At 72.6% G+C, this 17,168-nt stretch carries 13 protein-coding genes; 5 read left to right on the forward strand and 8 right to left on the reverse strand.

Annotation, left to right across the window (positions count from 1 at the left end; genetic code table 11):
* Window position 1: 1 nt before the first annotated feature.
* On the reverse strand, window positions 2–1,030 hold the full coding sequence (locus tag LX83_RS16805; RefSeq protein WP_253772354.1) for an iron-siderophore ABC transporter substrate-binding protein: 1,029 nt from the start codon (window positions 1,028–1,030) through the stop codon (window positions 2–4).
* Between the two features lie 144 nt (window positions 1,031–1,174).
* Between LX83_RS16805 and recD2 the strand changes: the two genes are divergently transcribed.
* Both recD2 and LX83_RS16815 read left to right on the forward strand, forming a co-directional pair.
* Complete coding sequence (recD2, locus tag LX83_RS16810) at window positions 1,175–3,409, forward strand: SF1B family DNA helicase RecD2 (protein ID WP_253772356.1); 2,235 nt, start codon at window positions 1,175–1,177, stop codon at window positions 3,407–3,409.
* 74 nt (window positions 3,410–3,483) lie between these two features.
* The gene (locus LX83_RS16815; protein ID WP_253772358.1) at window positions 3,484–4,257 is read left to right on the forward strand and encodes a thioesterase II family protein; all 774 of its coding nucleotides are present in this window, start codon (window positions 3,484–3,486) and stop codon (window positions 4,255–4,257) included.
* Window positions 4,258–4,430: 173 nt separating this feature from the next.
* Here the strand turns inward: LX83_RS16815 and LX83_RS16820 are convergent, their stop codons facing one another.
* From LX83_RS16820 to LX83_RS16830, 3 genes are all read right to left on the reverse strand, one after another.
* On the reverse strand, window positions 4,431–4,997 hold the full coding sequence (locus LX83_RS16820; protein WP_253772360.1) for a hemerythrin domain-containing protein: 567 nt from the start codon (window positions 4,995–4,997) through the stop codon (window positions 4,431–4,433).
* Between the two features lie 144 nt (window positions 4,998–5,141).
* Window positions 5,142–5,546, reverse strand: coding sequence for a ChaB family protein (locus LX83_RS16825; RefSeq protein ID WP_253772362.1), 405 nt, complete (start codon window positions 5,544–5,546; stop codon window positions 5,142–5,144).
* Between the two features lie 148 nt (window positions 5,547–5,694).
* Complete coding sequence (locus LX83_RS16830) at window positions 5,695–6,882, reverse strand: zinc-dependent alcohol dehydrogenase (protein ID WP_253772364.1); 1,188 nt, start codon at window positions 6,880–6,882, stop codon at window positions 5,695–5,697.
* Window positions 6,883–7,040: 158 nt separating this feature from the next.
* On the opposite strand from LX83_RS16830, the gene LX83_RS16835 reads away from it, so the two are divergent.
* A complete protein-coding gene (locus tag LX83_RS16835) occupies window positions 7,041–7,235 on the forward strand; it encodes a DUF2795 domain-containing protein (protein ID WP_253772366.1) in 195 nt (64 codons plus the stop codon).
* An 82-nt stretch (window positions 7,236–7,317) separates the two neighbouring features.
* Here LX83_RS16835 and LX83_RS16840 read toward each other — a convergent pair whose 3' ends face one another.
* The gene (locus LX83_RS16840; protein WP_253772368.1) at window positions 7,318–7,698 is read right to left on the reverse strand and encodes a hypothetical protein; all 381 of its coding nucleotides are present in this window, start codon (window positions 7,696–7,698) and stop codon (window positions 7,318–7,320) included.
* Window positions 7,699–7,856: 158 nt separating this feature from the next.
* Between LX83_RS16840 and LX83_RS16845 the strand changes: the two genes are divergently transcribed.
* A complete protein-coding gene (locus LX83_RS16845; RefSeq protein WP_253772370.1) occupies window positions 7,857–8,873 on the forward strand; it encodes a DNA topoisomerase IB in 1,017 nt (338 codons plus the stop codon).
* A gap of 74 nt (window positions 8,874–8,947) precedes the next feature.
* Here LX83_RS16845 and LX83_RS16850 read toward each other — a convergent pair whose 3' ends face one another.
* Genes LX83_RS16850 through LX83_RS16860 form a run of 3 tightly spaced genes read right to left on the reverse strand, consistent with a single transcriptional unit; the run spans window position 8,948 to window position 14,351 of the window.
* On the reverse strand, window positions 8,948–9,403 hold the full coding sequence (locus tag LX83_RS16850; protein WP_253772372.1) for a hypothetical protein: 456 nt from the start codon (window positions 9,401–9,403) through the stop codon (window positions 8,948–8,950).
* Window positions 9,394–11,817, reverse strand: coding sequence for a molybdopterin oxidoreductase family protein (locus tag LX83_RS16855; protein ID WP_253772788.1), 2,424 nt, complete (start codon window positions 11,815–11,817; stop codon window positions 9,394–9,396). Before LX83_RS16855 ends, LX83_RS16850 begins: the two co-directional genes overlap by 10 nt.
* 14 nt (window positions 11,818–11,831) lie before the next feature.
* Window positions 11,832–14,351, reverse strand: a complete 2,520-nt coding sequence (locus LX83_RS16860; RefSeq protein WP_253772374.1) for an ATP-dependent Clp protease ATP-binding subunit — start codon at window positions 14,349–14,351, stop codon at window positions 11,832–11,834.
* A 241-nt stretch (window positions 14,352–14,592) separates the two neighbouring features.
* Between LX83_RS16860 and LX83_RS16865 the strand changes: the two genes are divergently transcribed.
* Complete coding sequence (locus LX83_RS16865) at window positions 14,593–16,719, forward strand: glycoside hydrolase family 43 protein (protein ID WP_253772376.1); 2,127 nt, start codon at window positions 14,593–14,595, stop codon at window positions 16,717–16,719.
* Window positions 16,720–17,168: the final 449 nt, after the last annotated feature.

A 17,168-nucleotide genomic window follows, 5' to 3' on the forward strand; every position in this document is an offset into this window, starting at 1 on the left:
CTCAGGCCCCGCCCACGGCGGCCAGGCCGGGACGCAGCCGGTCCAGCGCCCACGGGATGCCCAGCACCGAGGGGTAGCGCAGCTGGCTGATGGTCTGCGCGTCCACCACCAGGTACCGGCCCTCGCGCACCGCGGCCAGCCCGCTGACCAGCGGGTTGCTCTCCACGGCCCGGCGCAGCTCGGGCGTGGTGAACGCGATGATCACCAGGTCGGCGTCGAGCTTGTCGTACTGCTCCGGGCTGAGCGAGCCGGTCGGGCTGCCCGCCACCCGGGCCGCGTCGGCCACGCTCGGGCTCAGCCGCAGGCCCAGCTGTTCGATCAGCTTGACCGCGAAGTCGTCCGGGGAGACCAGGGTGAACAGCTGGTTGGGGGTGTTGCCCACGGACGCGGTGAAGGTGCGGCCGGCCAGGCCCGGGTAGGCGTCGCGCACTTCGGTGATCCGCCGCTCGGTGTCGGCGATGAGCTGTTCGGCCTGGGTCGGGCGGCCCAGCGCGGCACCGACCACGCGCACGTGCTGCTGCCAGGTCTGCGCGCCCCACTCGGTCTCGTAGCCGATGGTGGTGGCCAGCTCGGCCAGGTGGGCGTACTCCTCGTCGAGGCCGTGGTCGCCGGTGGCCAGGATGAGGTCGGGCTCCAGCAGGGCGACCTGCTCCACGTCCAGCCCGCTCGTCGCGTTGATCACGCGCATCCCGCTCAGGTCGAACCGGTCGGCCAGCCACGGGAAGTGGCCGTCGGGTGTGCCGCTGTCCTTGGTGACGAACCCGACCGGGACGACGCCCAGACCGAGCACGGCGTCCAGGTCGTCGGCGGAGACACCGACGACCACCACCCGCTGGGGTGCGCGCTCGATGACCGCCTGGCCGAACCGGTGCTCGATGGTGACCGGGAAGCCACCGCTGGTCGCGCTGGTCGCGCTGGTCGGCGTGGGTTCGGCCGGGCGGTCCGGCGCGGGAGCGCAGCCGCCCAGCCCGACCGCGAGCGCTCCCGCCACCAGCCCGACCACCAGCCGCGTCACCTGTCGTCCGAACACGGGCGCCCCTCCCACCAGGAACAAAGGATTGCCTTACCTTACAAGTCGGGCCGGCTGGCCGTGCGTTACCGACCTGCTGTCGGTGACCTGTGATAAGCGTGTGCGCAGCGGTCGGGTCGGTCGCGGACGGGAGACAGGCACCAGATGACCCAGCGGGAGGGGACAGCGCAGCGGGAGCCGTTCCGGCACGCCGTGCTGGAGGCCGTGCTGGAGCGGATCACCTTCGCCAACGAGGAGACCGGCTACACCGTGGCCAAGGTGGACGCCGGCCGGGGCAGCAACGACCTGGTCACCGTGGTCGGCGCGCTGCTGGGCGCGCAGCCGGGCGAGTCGCTGCGGATGCGCGGCCGGTGGGGGTCGCACCCGCAGTACGGCAAGCAGTTCCACGTCGAGGACTACACCACCGTGCTGCCCGCCACGGTCCAGGGCATCCGCCGCTACCTGGGCTCCGGCCTGATCAAGGGCATCGGCCCCCGGCTGGCCGACCGGATCGTGGAGCACTTCGGCGTGGCCGCGCTGGAGGTCATCGAGACCACGCCGGAACGCCTCATCGAAGTGCCCAAGCTGGGGCCCAAGCGCACCAAGCTGATCGCCGCCGCCTGGGAGGAGCAGAAGGCGATCAAGGAGGTGATGGTCTTCCTGCAGGGCGTCGGCGTGTCCACCTCGCTGGCCGTGCGCATCTACAAGCAGTACGGCGACGCCGCCATCGACGTGGTGCGCACCGAGCCGTACCGGCTGGCCGCCGACGTGTGGGGGATCGGCTTCCGCACCGCCGACACCATCGCCAAGGCCGTGGGCATCCCGCACGACAGCCCGCAGCGGATCAAGGCCGGCCTGCAGTTCACCCTGTCCGAGGCCACCGGCGACGGCAACTGCTTCCTGCCCGAGCAGCGGCTGATCGCCGACGCCATCAAGATCCTCCAGGTCGACGCGGGCGCGGTGATCGAGTGCCTGGCCGAGCTGGTCGAGGAGGAGGGCGTGGTCCGCGAGGAGGTGCCCGACCCCGACGGGGACGAGCCGCTGGTGGCGATCTACCTGGTGCCGTTCCACCGCGCCGAGATCTCCGTGGCCAACCAGCTGCTCCGGCTGCTGCACACCGACAGCGACCGGATGCCGGCCTTCGCCGACGTGGACTGGGACCGGGCACTGGCCTGGCTGCGCGGCCGGACGCACGCCGAGCTGGCCCCGGCCCAGGAGGAGGCGGTCAAGCTGGCGCTGACCAGCAAGGTGGCCGTGCTGACCGGCGGCCCCGGGTGCGGCAAGAGCTTCACCGTCCGCTCGATCGTGACGCTGGCGCTGGCCAAACGGGCCAAGGTGGTGCTGGCCGCGCCCACCGGCCGGGCGGCCAAGCGGCTGACCGAGCTGACCGGGCACGAGGCGTCCACCGTGCACCGGCTGCTGGAGCTGCGGCCCGGCGGCGACGCCGCCTACGACCGGGACCGGCCGCTGGACGCCGACCTGGTGGTGGTGGACGAGGCGTCCATGGTGGACCTGCTGCTGGCCAACAAGCTGGTCAAGGCGATCGCGCCGGGCGCGCACCTGCTGCTGGTCGGCGACGTGGACCAGCTGCCCTCGGTGGGCGCCGGCGAGGTGCTGCGCGACCTGCTGGCCAAGGACACGCCCATCCCGCACGTGCGGCTGACCCACGTGTTCCGCCAGGCCCAGGAGTCCGGCGTGGTCAGCAACGCGCACCGGATCAACCAGGGGGAGTACCCGCTGGTCCAGGGCCTGTCCGACTTCTTCCTGTTCGCCGTCGACGACGCCGAGCAGGCCGCGCAGCTCACCGTGGACGTGGTGGCCAGGCGGATCCCGGCGAAGTTCGGCTACGACCCGAGACGCGACGTGCAGGTGCTGGCCCCGATGCACCGGGGCCCGGCCGGCGCGGGCGCGCTCAACGCGCTGCTGCAGGAGGCGCTCACCCCGTCCCGGCCGGACGTGCCGGAACGCCGGTTCGGCGGTCGGGTCTTCCGGGTGGGCGACAAGGTGACCCAGGTCCGCAACAACTACGACAAGGGCGCCAACGGCGTGTTCAACGGCACCCTGGGCGTGGTCACCGCGCTCAACCTGGAGGAGCAGAAGCTGACCGTGCGCACCGACGAGGACGAGGACGTCGACTACGAGTTCAGCGAACTCGACGAACTCACCCACGCCTACGCGGTGACCATCCACCGCTCGCAGGGTAGCGAGTACCCGGTCGTGGTCGTGCCGGTCACCACCAGCGCCTGGATGATGTTGCAGCGCAACCTGCTCTACACGGCCGTGACCAGGGCGAAGAAGCTGGTGGTGCTGGTCGGCTCTAAGCGCGCGATCGGCCAGGCGGTGCGCACGGTCAGCGGGGGACGCCGCTACACGGCACTCGACCACCGGCTCCGCGCGTGATAGCCATGATCGGTGCGGTCGGGCCGCGACCCGCGGCGAGCCGACGAGACGTGCGCGAAGGGTAGGACGGACACATGCCAGCAACACCCGACGACCCGTGGATCCGACGCTTCCACCCGGCCCCGGACAGCGACGTCCGCCTGGTCTGCTTCCCCCACGCCGGCGGCTCGGCCAGCTTCTTCTTCCCGGTGTCCCGGCAGCTGTCGCCCCGGTTGGACGTGCTGGCCCTGCAGTACCCGGGCCGGCAGGACCGGCGCAACGAGCCGCCCATCGACAGCATCGCCGAGCTGGCCGACCAGGCGGCCGAGGCGCTGCGGTCGTGGACGGACAAGCCGCTGGCGTTCTTCGGCCACAGCATGGGCGCGGTGCTGGCCTACGAGGTGGGGCTGCGGCTCCAGCGGAGTGGCACCGACCTGGTCGAGCTGTTCGCCTCCGGCCGGCGCGCCCCGTCGACCGTGCGGGACGAGCGCGTGCACACCCAGCCCGACGAGGGGCTGATCGACGAGATCAAGTCGTTGAGCGGCACGGACGCCAGCCTGCTCGGCAACGAGGAGATCCTGCGGATGATCCTGCCGGCCATCCGCAGCGACTACCGGGCCGTGGAGACCTACGTCCACCAGCCGGGGCAGCGGCTGTCCGCGCCGATCACCGTGCTGGTGGGCGACGCCGACCCCAAGGTCACCCTGGACGAGGCCAGGAAGTGGCAGGAGCACACCACCGGCGCGTTCGACATGAAGGTCTTCGCCGGCGGCCACTTCTACCTGACGCCGCACGCGGCCGAGGTGATCCGGCTGATCGCCGACCGGCTGGACGGCCGGCGCGTGCTGCAGGACACCGGCCGGTCCTGACCGACCGGCGGCTCACCCGGCTGTTCCGCCGGACAGCGGTGTTCGGCGGAACAGGCTCCGGGGGCGGGGGGCCGGAGCCTGTTCCGCCGGGGTGGGTCCGCGCGCAGGCCACCCAGCACTGGCCTGGCGGACCCTGGTCCGGTGCGGCTGGTTCCCGCGGTCCGGTCAGTGGATCAGTGGGCCCGGTGGCTGAGCGCGTCGCGCAGCCGGTCGATCAGGCCGGTGCCGGGGCCGAGGATGAGGTTGGCCGGTGGCCGGTCCGGTGCGCCGGGGTGCGGCCGGGTGGGGGCCATCTTCTTGGCCCGCAACACCTTCTGGCCCAGCTCCTGCAACTCGCTCGGCCCGCACGCGGCGGCCAGCTTGGGCAGCAGGTCGGTCTCCTCGTCCTTGACGTGGTGCCGGATGTCCTTGATCAGCTTGCCCAGCAGGTCGTTGAACCGGGGGTCGGTGGCGTCCAGGCCCTCCAGGTCCTTCATCACCCGCTCGGCCTCGGCGTGCTCGGCGATCTCGTGGTCGGCGATCTCGTCGCCGTTGGGCAGTGCCTTGCGGGCCGCCGGGTACATGTACTGCTCCTCGGCGACCGAGTGCTGGACCAGTTCGGTGATGACGTGGTCGGCCAGGTCGCGCCGGTACTGGGGGTCGCCGCGCCCGCTCTCCAGTTCGGTGAACACCTGCTCCACGTGGCGGTGGTCGGCGGTGATCACGCTGATCAGGTCCTGCTTGTCCGCGGTAGCCGACATGTCGTTCTCCTGACTCGCTGGGTTGGCTGGCTGGTTCTCGGCGTCCGAGCCGTCGCGTGCCCCCGCCGGTTCGGCTCCCACCGAGGTCGGGCTGGGCCGGTCAGACGCCGACCTGTTCGGCCGACGCCCGACCGGAGGTCCTGCTCATCGGGACCGGCTCCGGGCTGTCTGCCGCTTGTTGGCCTTGTCGATGGCCTTGACCAGTTCGTCCTTGGTCATGGCCGACCGCTTGGGGATGTCCAGCTTCTTGGCCACCTCGTAGAGGTGCGCCTTGCTGGCGTTGGCGTCCACGCCCGAGGCGGTGGGGCCGCCGCGGCGGCTGCCCGCGCCCCGCGCGGCCTGCGCGTCGGACGGGCCCCGCTTGCTCTTGGGCTCCCAGTGGTCGCCCACCTTCTCGAAGCTGTGCTTGAGCGCGGCGAAGGCCACCCGGTGCGACCGCTGGCCCTCGCCGTAGGTCTCGACCGCCGAGTCGTGTGCCTTCACCCAGGTGCGCTGCGCCTTCTCCGGGGACCTGCGCAGAGTGGACGGCAGAACTTCCCGACCGGGCATGCTGATCACCTCCAGTCCACTCGGAACACTTCGGTCACTGGTCGCTCACCCGTTGGGGTGCCCGCGCACCCGGAGCTGAAACCCGCCTGGCGGAATCCGTTCCGCGAGCACCGCGCGCGGCCGGATTCGCGGACCCGCCGGACGCCGCTCAGCCGCCGGGCCTGAGCAGGATCTTGACGGCGCCGTCCTGCTTCTTCTGGAAGATCTCGTAGCCGTGCGGGGCCTCGGCCAGCGGCAGCTGGTGGGTGGCGAAGTCCTCGGTGCCCAGCGGGTCGCCGTCGGTGAGCAGCGGCAGGATCTCCGGCACCCAGTGCTTGACGTTGGCCTGCCCCATGCGCAGCTGGATCTGCTTGTCGAACAGCACCATCATCGGCAGCGGGTCGAGCATGCCCCCGTACACGCCGCTCAACGAGATGGTGCCGCCGCGCCGCACCGTGTCCACGGCCGCGTGCAGCACGGCCAGCCGGTCGACGCCGGCCTTCTCGATGAGCTTGGCCGAGACCTGGTGCGGCAGCAGCCCGGCCATCTGCTGGGCGAGCTTGCCGAAGATGTCGCCGTGCGCCTCCATGCCGACCGCGTCGATCACCGCGTCGGTGCCCCGACCGGAGGTGGCGTCCCGGATGGCCGCTGGCACGTCCTGGTGCTCGCGCAGGTCGAAGGTTTCCACGCCGTAGCGGCGGGCCATCGCCAGCCGCTCGTCCACCAGGTCCACGCCGAACACCCGGCCGGCGCCCAGGTGCCTGGCCACCCGGCAGCACATCTGGCCGATCGGGCCGAGCCCGTACACGGTCACCGACCCGTCGGGCGGGATCGCCGCGTAGCGCACCGCCTGCCAGGCCGTGGGCAGCACGTCGGACAGGTAGACGAACCGCTCGTCCGGCGGCCCCTCGGGCACGACGATGGGGCCGAAGTGCGCCTGGGGCACCCGCAGGTACTCGGCCTGCCCGCCGGGCACCTGGCCGTAGAGCTTGGTGTAGCCGAACAGGGCCGCGCCCTTGTCGTGCTCGCGCACCTGGGTGGTCTCGCACTGCGTGTACAGGCCCTGGTCGCAGTAGTAGCAGTGGCCGCAGGAGATGGGGAAGGGCACCACCACCCGGTCACCGGGCTTGATGTTGTCGACCTGGCTGCCGACCTCCTCCACCACGCCCATGGGTTCGTGGCCGAGGATGTCGCCCTCGTCCAGGAACGGCCCCAGCACCTCGTAGAGGTGCAGGTCCGAGCCGCAGATGCCGGACGAGGTGACGCGCACGATCGCGTCGGTGGGTTCGCGGATGATCGGATCGGGGACGGTGTCCACCCGCACGTCTCGTCGGCCGTGGTAGGTGACTGCCTTCATGGGCGCCAAGCTCCCCTCGCTGGTCGCCGGGCCCACGGCCCGGGACGCCAATGGGTTCCTGCCCCCAGCGTTCCCGGCGGGTGAGCCGGGGAAACCGGGCCGCCCGGGTTAGTCCGGACGCGGCACCGGGTACGCCCAGCCGTAGGAGGTGAGACCACATGGCCGACAAGCCGAACCCGATCCAGGTGCAGAAGTTTCTCTCCGACGTGGACTACCCGGCCAGCCGCGACCAGCTGGTGGAGACCGCCAAGAAGCACGGCGCGGACGAGCCGGTGCTGGAGAACCTGCGCAAGATCCCGGACCGGCAGTACGACGGACCCAACGCGGTCAGCCAGGAGTTCGCCAGGGCGTGACACCCCTTCGATGCTCAGGACATGGATCGGGGCCACCGGGAATCCCGGCGGCCCCGACCGTTCGGTCAGCTACCGACCCCGACTACTCGGCCCTGCCCGCAGGCACCCCGACATGGGCGGACAACGCCTCGCGCAGCACCGGGGCCGCCACGTCCGGGCCCAGACAGGCAAGCCCGAGATCGTGACAGGCAGCGAGCACGGCGGCCTGCTCAGGCGAGCACAGGCCGTCCAACACATCCTCGTCCGCGACCACGCACACGAGGTTCTGGTGGGGAGCGGTGGCGATGCGCAGCCCGCGCTCACCCAACCGGTCCCGGAGCATGACCAGTGCCGGGGAATCACCGACGAACAGCGCCGCCGGTGCGTTCTTGGTGTCCCCGACACCGGTCAGCTCCATCGGGCCGCCCGGTGCCTCGCCGCCCTGCTCGGCGAGGTGTGGGTCGGCCATAGTCTCAACGAACACCGCGGCCCCTCTCGGACGAGTAGTACCGCTCTGTTACCCGGGGGCCGGCGGATCAAACCAGCGGCGCCGGTGTGGTGTGCGTCACTGTCCGGGTTCGTGGGTGGGGCCGTCGGGTAGGTGGTCGCCACGACGGTTGCGCCGACACGGGCTGGAGTGCGATGCGGCTGATCCGAAGCGACACCGCCACCCCGGGCATCCGCCGGCTGCGCAAGGGACGGGGATTCCACTACCTGAACCCCGACGGCACACCGGTGAGCGATCCCGAGGTGCTGGACCGCGTCCGCCAGCTGGCCATCCCGCCGGCCTGGCGCCGGGTGTGGATCAGCCCGGACGAGCGCGGCCACATCCAGGCGGTCGGCCGCGACGACGCCGGCCGGCGCCAGTACATCTACCACGAGCAGTGGCGCCGCTCCCGCGACGAGGAGAAGTACGACCGGGTGGTGCGGCTGGCCGCCCGGCTGCCCGAGGTGCGCGCCCAGATCGACGCCGACCTGGGCCGCGCCGGCCTCGGCTGCGTGCGCGTGCTCGCCGCCGGCATCCGCATGCTGGACCGGGGGGTGTTCCGGGTCGGCGGCGAGGAGTACGCCGAGGAGCACGGCACCCGAGGCGCGGCCACGCTGTTGCGCGAACACGTGTCCGTGCGCCGGGGCGAGCTGTTCTTCCGGTACCCGGCCAAGGGCGGCATCGAGCGGTCGCTGCGGCTGCGCGACCCGAGGCTGGCCGCGGTGGTGGGGGCGCTGCGCCGGGCCCGCACCGGCAGTGACCGGCTGCTGGTGTACCGCACCCAGGACGGCTGGCGCGAGGTGCGGGCCGAGGACATCAACGCCCGGTTCAAGGAACTGGCCGGCGCCGAGTACAGCGCCAAGGACCTGCGCACGTGGAACGCCACGGTGCTGGCGGCGGTGGCCTTCGCCGGCCACGACACGCCCAGCAGCAAGCGGGGGCTGGCCCGGGTGGAGCGCGAGGTGGTCAGCGAGGTCGCCGACCAGTTGGGCAACACCCCCGCGGTGGCCCGCAGGTCCTATGTGGACCCACGGGTGCTCAGGGCGTTCGCCGCAGGGCGGACCATCCGGCGCACCCTGGCCAGGGCCGGCGAGGAGGGCCTGGCCGGTGAGGAGTCGCGGACCCTGATCGAGCGGGCCGTGGTGCGCCTGCTGTCCCGGCCCACGGGCTGATCGTGCCAGTGCTGGTCGCGCCAGTGCTGGTCGCGCCAGTGCTGGTCGCGCCAGTGCTGGTCGCGCCGGCCCGGTCAGCTGGCGATCAGCGCCTGGGGCGCGGCCTCGGCCAGTCGGGTGCGCAGCCAGGCCAGCTGCTCGTCGGTCTGCGCCTGGCACCAGTCCACCGCGTGCAGGATCTCCGCGTCGTGGATGGTCTGGCCGGCCTGGCGGAGCAGGGTCCAGGTGATCGCCACGAAACTGGCCAGCAGGTACAGGTCCTGCAGGTCGCGGACCAGACCCAGCGGGCCGGAGCGCACCCCGGACAGCGCGGCCAGCGGCGGCCGCTCCGGCTCGTCGGTGGGCTGCTCGCGGTAGCGCCGCACCAGCGGAGCCAGTTCGGCCAGGTGGTCGCAGCACTGGTCGGCGAGCAGGTCGGCCAGCGCGGCCAGGTCCGCCTCGGCGCGGTGGCCGCGGGCGACCTGGCGGAACGACTCCGCCAGGCGCTGCTCGGCGTCGTGCAGCAGACGCAGACAGGTGTTCAGGTACACGGCCGGTCCCCTCCCGCGGCCGTGGCACCGGGCGGACCCACCACCACCCGGCGCGCCGCGCCCAACTCCGGTGCGGGCGCCGGACCCGTGCCGGCCCCGACCCGCCGCACCCGCACCCCGCACACCTTCACCACCGGCTGCTTGGACACCGGGTCCCACCCGGTCGGGACGAGTTCGTTGGCGGCGTGCGTGCGACCACCGTCCAGTGTGGACTCGCTCGCGCGCTGGCCGTAGTGGAACGGCACGAACACGGTGCCCGGCTCGGCCCGCACCACCCTGGCCGGCAGCTCCACCGAGCCCTGCGGCGTGGTCAGCCGCACCACGTCGCCCTCGACCACCCCCAGCCGCCGGGCGTCCACGTCGGACAGCTCCACCCACGGGGCCGGCGCCGCCTCGGCCAGCTGCGGCGCCCGCCCGGTCTTGGTGCGGGTGTGGAAGTGGTAGACGGTGCGGCCGGTGGTCAGCCGCAGCGGGTAGTCCGCGTTCGGGCCGTGCGGCGGCTCGGTGTGGTGCGCGGCGCGCAGCAGGGCGCGGCCGCCCGGGGCCGTGGCCCGGTGCTGCTGCTCGGTGCGCGCGGCGCCGGTGAGCAGTTCGTGGCCGAAGTCCTCGCAGTAGTCGGTGTCGGTGTTGAACACCCCGTCCACGTACAGCCGTTCCGTCCCCTGTGGACGGTCCGGGGTGCACGGCCACTGGATGCCGTGTCGTTCCCGCAGCGCCTGGTAGCTCATGCCGGTGTAGTCGCACGGCCGGCCGGCCGAGCAGCGCTGCCACTCGGCGAACGCCTCGGCCGGCGTGGACCACCAGGGCAGCGGCCGGCCCGAGCGGGTGCGAAAGCCCATCCGCCGCGCGTAGTCCAGCCAGGTGTCCAGGTCGCCGCGGGCCTGCCCGGGCGGGGGCACGGCCTGCTCGGCCAGGTGCACGGTGCGGTCGGTGTTGGTGAACGTGCCGGTCTTCTCGCCCCACAGCGCCGAGGGCAGCACCACGTCGGCCAGTTCGGCGGTCTCGGTGAGGTAGGCGTCGGAGACCACCACGAACACCGTGTCACCGCCCAGGATCCGGCGCACCCGGTCGAGGTCGGGCAGGGACACGGCCGGGTTGGTCCCGGCGATCCACAGCAGCCGCACCGAGCCCTGCTCGGCGTAGCGGAAGATCTGCATGGCGTGGGTGGGCGGCCCGGTGTGCGGGATGGTCTCCTCGGCCACGTCCCACAGCTCGGCCAGTTCGCGCACGTGCCGCGGGTTGGCCCAGTTGCGAAACCCCGGCAGGTCGCCGTTGGCCCCGCACTCCCGGGTGTTCTGGGCGGTGGGCTGGCCGTTCATCTGCAGCACGCCGCAGCCGGGCCGGCCCAGCATGCCGCGCAGCAGGTGCAGGTTGTTCACCTGGCAGGCCGAGGCGGTGGCCTGGTGGGACTGGTAGACGCCCTGCAGCACGGTGGACAGCACGCGCTGGCCGGTGCCGAACACCTCGGCGGCGGCCAGCACGTCCCGCGCGGACACCCCGCAGATGTCGGCGACCCGCCCGGCCGGGTAGTCCGCGACGACCCGGGCCAACTCGTCCAGGCCGAGGGTGTGCGCGGCCACCCAGTCGTGGTCCACCCAGCCCCGGTGCAGCACCTCGCGCAGCAGCCCGTTGAGCAGCGCCAGGTTCGTGCCCGGCCGCACCGGCAGGTGCACGTCGGCGTGCCTGGCCACCTCGGTGCGCCTCGGGTCCACGCACACCAGCCGCGGCCGGTCCGGGCCGGCCAGCCGGTCCAGCACCCGCGCCCACAGCACGGTCTGCGTCTCGGCGGCGTTGTGGCCGTGCAGCACCAGCGTGTCGCAGTGGTCCACGTCCGCGTAGCAGGCGGGTTGGCCGTCGGTGCCGAAGCTCTCCTTGAGCGCGGCGTCCGCGGTGGCCGTGCACAGCCGGGTGTTGCCGTCCATGTGCGGGGTGCCCAACCCGGCCTTGCCGATCACCGAGAGCGTGTAGTACTCCTCCAGCAGCAGCTGGCCCGAGGTGTAGAAGGCGTGCGACAGCGGCCCCCACCGGTCCAGCAGCTCCCGGGAGCGCGCCACCACCCGGTTCATGGCCGTGTCCCAGTCGCACGCCACCAGCTCGCCGCCCTCGGCGCGCACCAGCGGTGTGGTCAGCCGGTCGCGCTGCTGGCCCTGCCAGCCGTACAGCCCCTTGGGGCCCAGTCGACCCCGGTTGACCCGGTCGCCGGCCTGGCCGCGCACGCCCACCACCCGGCCGTCGGCCACGCCGATCCGCAGACCGCACCCGTTGCTGCACAGCACGCACGCCGAGGTCACCCACTGCCGCACCTGGTCGGCGGACACCCCGGCCACCAGGTGCTCGTCCACCCGCGTCGGCCAGTTCCCGCCCGCCGGATACGGGGTGCGCCGGCCCCACGGGTCGGCGACGCGGTCAGGCACCACCGGCTGCTCGCTCACGCGTCCACCCGCGCCCGCACGTCGAAGGTCAACCGGTTCTCGGCCACGTCCACCCGCACGTGCTGGCCGGGCAGCAGCTGGTCCCGCATCAGCAACTGGGCCAGGTGGTTGTCCACCTCGCGCTGGATCACCCGGCGCAGCGGCCGGGCGCCGAACTCCGGCTGGTAGCCGTTCCTGGCGATCCAGTCCACCGCGGCCGGGGTGAACTCCAGGGTGATGCCCTGGTTGTGCAGGCGGCGCCGGCTGCGCTCCAGCAGCAGCTCGGTGATCTGGCGCAGCTGCTGCTCGGAGAGCTTGCGGAACACGATGATCTCGTCGATGCGGTTGAGGAACTCCGGGCGGAACGCCTCCCGCAGCTTCGGCATGATCTTGTCGCGCAGCGGTTTGGTCTCCGCCGACTCCCGGCTGGGGCTGAAGCCGAGCGTGCCACCGCCGGTGATCAGCTCCGAGCCCAGGTTGCTTGTCATGATCAGCACGGTGTTCTTGAAGTCGACGGTGCGGCCCTGGCCGTCGGTGAGCCGGCCGTCGTCGAGCACCTGGAGCAGGGTGTTGAACACGTCCGGGTGGGCCTTCTCCATCTCGTCGAGCAGCAGCACCGAGTACGGGCGGCGGCGCACCGCCTCGGTGAGTTCCCCGGCCTCGCCGTAGCCGACGTAGCCGGGCGGCGCGCCCACCAGCCGGCTCACCGTGTGCCGCTCCTGGAACTCGCTCATGTCCAGCCGCACCATGTGCGTCTCGTCGCCGAACAGCGCCTCGGCCAGCGCCCTGGCCAGTTCGGTCTTGCCCACCCCGGTGGGGCCCAGGAACAGGAAGCTGCCCACCGGCCGGTTCGGGTCACCCAGTCCGGAGCGGGCCCGGCGCACCGCCTCGGCGATCGCGCTGACCGCCTCGTCCTGCCCGATGACCCGCTGGTGCAGGTGCTCCTCCAGGCGCAGCAGGCGGTTCTTCTCCTCCTCGGTGAGCTGGCGCACCGGGATGCCGGTGGCGCGGGAGACCACCTCGGCGATGTCCTCGGCGGTCACCTCCAGCACCTCGCCGTGGTCGTCGTGCCCGCGCCGCGCCCGCTCCAGCCGCTCGCGCAGCTGCGCCGCCCGGTCCCGCAGCTGCGAGGCCCGCTCGTACTGCTCGTCGGCCACGGCCTGGTCCTTGTCCCGGCACAGCTGCTCCAGCTCCTCCTCCAGGCCGAGGATGTCCGCGGCGGGCGCGCGGGTGCGCAGCCGCACCCGGGCACCGGCCTGGTCGATCAGGTCGATGGCCTTGTCCGGCAGGAACCGGTCGGTGAGGTAGCGGTCGGACAGCTCGGCGGCGGCCACCACCGCCTCGTCGGTGAACCGCACCTGGTGGTGCGCCTCGTAGCGGTCGCGCAGGCCGCGCAGGATGGCGATGGTGTCGGGCACGGACGGCTCGGCCACGAACACCGACTGGAACCGGCGGGCCAGTGCCGCGTCCTTCTCGATGTTCTTGCGGAACTCGTCCAGCGTGGTCGCGCCGATCACGTGCAGCTCGCCGCGGGCCAGCGACGGCTTGAGCATGTTGCCGGCGTCCATGCCGCCCTCGGTGCTGCTGCCCGCGCCGACCACGGTGTGCATCTCGTCGATGAACAGGATCAGCTCGTCGCGGTGCTTGCGCACCTCGTCGATGACCTTGCGCATGCGCTCCTCGAAGTCACCCCGGTAGCGCGTGCCCGCCACCAGCGCGGACAGGTCCAGCTGCACCACCCGCTTGTCGGCGAGGGTGTCCGGCACGTCGTGGTCGACGATGCGCTGCGCGATGCCCTCGACCACGGCCGTCTTGCCGACCCCGGCCTCGCCGATCAGCACCGGGTTGTTCTTGGTGCGCCGGGACAGCACCTCCACGGTCTGCTCGATCTCGTCCTCCCGGCCGATCACCGGGTCGAGCTTGCCCTCACTGGCCAGCTGGGTCATGTCCTGGCCGTACTCGTCCAGGGTGGGCGTGGTGCTGGCGCGCTCCGGCCCGGGGCCGGCCGAGGTGCCCCGGCTGACGCCCATGGCGCGCTGCAGGACCTGCGGGGTGACCCGCTCGCCCGCCAGCAGCCGGCCGGCCGGTGACTCCTGGTTGGCCGCCAGCGCCAGCAGCACGTGGTCCGGTCCGATGTAGGTGGTGCCCATGGCGCGGGAGATCTGGTGCGCCTCCAGCAGGGCGCGCTTGGCCACCGGGGTCAGCGTGGGCGGCCCCTGGTGCTCACCGTGCCCGGCCCGCTCGCTGATCCGGCCGGCCAGTGCCTCCGGGTCGGCGCCGGCCCTGGTCAGCAGCTGCCTGGTCGGCTCGGTCTGGGTGGCCGCCCACAGCAGCTGCTCGTCGTCCAGGTCGGCGCGGCCCAGCTCGGCGGTGCGGGTCGCGGCGGTCTCGACCAGCTCGCGGGCCTGGTCGCTCATCAGGCGGGTGATGTCCACCCGCTGCACCGGCTGTCTCGGCTCACCCGCGCCGAAGAACCGAGCGAGGAACTCGTCGAACGGACTCGACCCGAACTGACCTGGGCCGAAGTAGCCGGTCATGGTCACCCTCCTCGTGCCGCGGCTCGGGTTCGACACGCCCACGGCCGGTGCCGAACGCTCACCGCCGCTGGGTTTCCCTGGCGCCCACGTGCACAAACCTGACGCGACCTGCGTGGCCCGGGGTGACTTGACACCGCTGTCGGCGGCGGAGAAGGTCACTGTGTCAACAACCGGGGACAGACGGTAACCGGTTCGGTGGGGCTGGCAGTGCGGCCAGCGGTGCCCGAGGAGGGTTCGGCCCATGCAGACACGCGTCCTCGCGATCCTGGGCACGCTGATCGCGCTCGTCGCCGTCCTGGCACCACCGGCCGCGGCGCAGCCCCGGCCCGGCGGCCCGGTGGGCAGCACCGCGACCTACCACAACAACGCGGCCACCCCGGGCGCTGACCCGTACGTGCGCTACGACGCGGCCAGCGGCTACTACTACGCCTACTCCACCGAGGGCGCCGACCCCGGTTTCCACTTCGCCATCTACCGCTCGCCGGACCTGGCCACCTGGCAACGCCTGCCGGGCGGTGCGCTGCGCGCCGACGACGGCACCCAGTGGGGCCACGACTGGTTCTGGGCGCCGGAGGTCTACCACAACCCGGACACCGGCCTGTACTTCCTGTTCTACGCGGCCAGGATGAACACCAACGTGGCCGAGCACTTCGGGTACGCCGACTTCGAGGAGCCGTGCAAGATCGGCGTGGCCGTGGCCACCTCGCCCGCCGGCCCGTTCACCAACATCGTGAACCAGCCGATCGACTACTTCCCGTACGACCCGGCGTACCACGACGTGAACCTGATCATGGACGCCACCCAGAAGAAGCCACCGGCCACCCTGGCGGAGGGCCAGACCGCGCCGCTGGGCACCTACCTGCCCACCATCGACCCGAACGTGTTCTTCGCCGGCGACGGCCGCGTCTACCTGTACTTCTCCCGCAACGCCTACCGCAACTGGGTGTGGGACCACGAGTTGGGCAAGTACGTCGAGGAGTCCAACATCTACGCGGTCGAACTGACCACGGCGTGGTGGCACGACCCGACCGGCACCACCATGCCGACCATCGCACCGGCCTATGTGGACGCCAACCGCGTCGCGGGTGACGACCACCCGGTGCGGCGCGACGGGTTCACCCCGATCCTCAGCTACGGCGCCGACCCGCAGGACTGGGAGAACGCCCACGTCGACGACTACGCCCGGACCAACGGCGCGAACAAGGACCGGCGGTGGGCGGAGGGCTCCAGCGTCATCGAGTCGACCCGGGTGGTGGGCGGCCGGCGCCAGCCCGTCTACTACCTGACCTACTCGGCCAACAACTACGAGAACGCCTACTACGGCGTGGGCTACGCGGTGGCCGACAGTCCACTCGGGCCGTGGCGCAAGAGCCCGGCCAACCCGATCCTCGCGCAGGACAGCGCCATCGGCATGTACTCCACCGGCCACGGCTCGATCGTGGCCACGCCGGACGGCTCCCAGCTGTACTACGTGCACCACGGCCGGTCCAGCACCACCACCGGCCGCGCCCTGTACACCGAGCGGATGCGGCTGGACGCCGAACACCCCGACCCGTGGGGCAACCCCGCCCTGGTCATCGACCAGTCCACCGCGGACGAACCCGTGCCGGCCGGCGTCGCGCCCTACACCCTGTCCACCGACACCGCCCTGCTGAACGTGGGCGCCTCGGCCGGTGCCACCCTCGGCTGGCGGGTGACCAGCGCCTCCGGCGCCGCCCACGACCTGGCCAACCCGCTCAACCGGGTGGACGCCGTGCTCGACCCGGCGGGCGCGGCCCGGATCGACCGGACCGCCGACGGCGCCGTGCTGCGCGCGGCCGGGCCGCGCGCCGGAGTGGCCGCGCTGACCCTCACCTACCAGCGCCAGTCCGCCAGCGGGCAGTACGGGACCGTGGCCAACCTGACCGCTGCCGGCCGCGATCCGGTGTCGGTCACCCTCCCGGTGGCCGCCTGCACCACCGTGCTCACCGGGCAGCGCCCCGGACCGCTCACCCTCACCTCGGGCGTGACCTGCCTGACCGGCGCCGCGGTCGGCGGCCCGGTGCGGGTCGGCCGCGGCGCCGCCCTGGTGGCCGTGGACAGCGTGATCGCCGGCCCGGTGCACGCCGACCGCGGCCAGGCGCTGTGGCTGTCCGGCGGCCGGGTGGCCGGTGGCGTGGACGTGTCCGGCGCGACCGGCCCGGTGCGGCTGGACCGGGTCAGCGTGGCCGGTCCGGTCAGCGTGTCCGGCGCCACCGGTGGCGTGGTGATCGAGCGCAGCACCCTGCGCGGTCCGCTGGCGTGCACCGGCAACACCCCGCCGCCCACCGACAACGGCCGCCCCAACCAGGTGCGCGGCCCGGCCACCGGCCAGTGCCGGGGCTGGTGAGCCTGGCGGACCCGCTGGATCGGGTCCGCCACCATGACGAACAACCTGGCGGCGGTAGCACGTGACCTGGCTCGGCTGCTGCTGACCGAGCCCAGCGCCGGGTGGACCACCGCGACCCTGCAACTGGAGTTCCGGCGGCGCTCACTGTCCCTGAAGGCGCACACGGACGCGGTCGGCCGGCACGAACTCGCGCTCCGCGACCACCGGGTGCACCGGCTCCGGGTACGACGCGGAGACCGGGCTGCTCGGTCCGTACCGCCACCGTCCACTGGAGATGGTCGTCCAGGACTACCTCGACGGCGCCGCACCTGGCTCGCTCGGCTGGGACGACGGCCCGTTCGACGACGGCGTCGTCTTCGACAGCCACCCGCCGGGCCACGGCTGACCCAGGTCGTCCAGGCCCTGCGCGACGACGACTACGACGAGGAGTACTCGGGCGGCGGCTACCT

Source organism: Goodfellowiella coeruleoviolacea (assembly GCF_024171785.1).
Lineage (GTDB): Bacteria > Actinomycetota > Actinomycetes > Mycobacteriales > Pseudonocardiaceae > Goodfellowiella > Goodfellowiella coeruleoviolacea.

Coding starts and splice junctions, on each gene's coding strand:
- LX83_RS16820 (WP_253772360.1), bottom strand. CDS start 4,997: ATGTCGGCTACCGCGGACAAGCAGGACCTGATCAGCGTGATCACCGCC.
- LX83_RS16845 (WP_253772370.1), top strand. CDS start 7,857: ATGCGGCTGATCCGAAGCGACACCGCCACCCCGGGCATCCGCCGGCTG.
- LX83_RS16860 (WP_253772374.1), bottom strand. CDS start 14,351: ATGACCGGCTACTTCGGCCCAGGTCAGTTCGGGTCGAGTCCGTTCGAC.
- LX83_RS16830 (WP_253772364.1), bottom strand. CDS start 6,882: ATGAAGGCAGTCACCTACCACGGCCGACGAGACGTGCGGGTGGACACC.
- recD2 (WP_253772356.1), top strand. CDS start 1,175: ATGACCCAGCGGGAGGGGACAGCGCAGCGGGAGCCGTTCCGGCACGCC.
- LX83_RS16815 (WP_253772358.1), top strand. CDS start 3,484: ATGCCAGCAACACCCGACGACCCGTGGATCCGACGCTTCCACCCGGCC.
- LX83_RS16865 (WP_253772376.1), top strand. CDS start 14,593: ATGCAGACACGCGTCCTCGCGATCCTGGGCACGCTGATCGCGCTCGTC.
- LX83_RS16825 (WP_253772362.1), bottom strand. CDS start 5,546: ATGCCCGGTCGGGAAGTTCTGCCGTCCACTCTGCGCAGGTCCCCGGAG.
- LX83_RS16835 (WP_253772366.1), top strand. CDS start 7,041: ATGGCCGACAAGCCGAACCCGATCCAGGTGCAGAAGTTTCTCTCCGAC.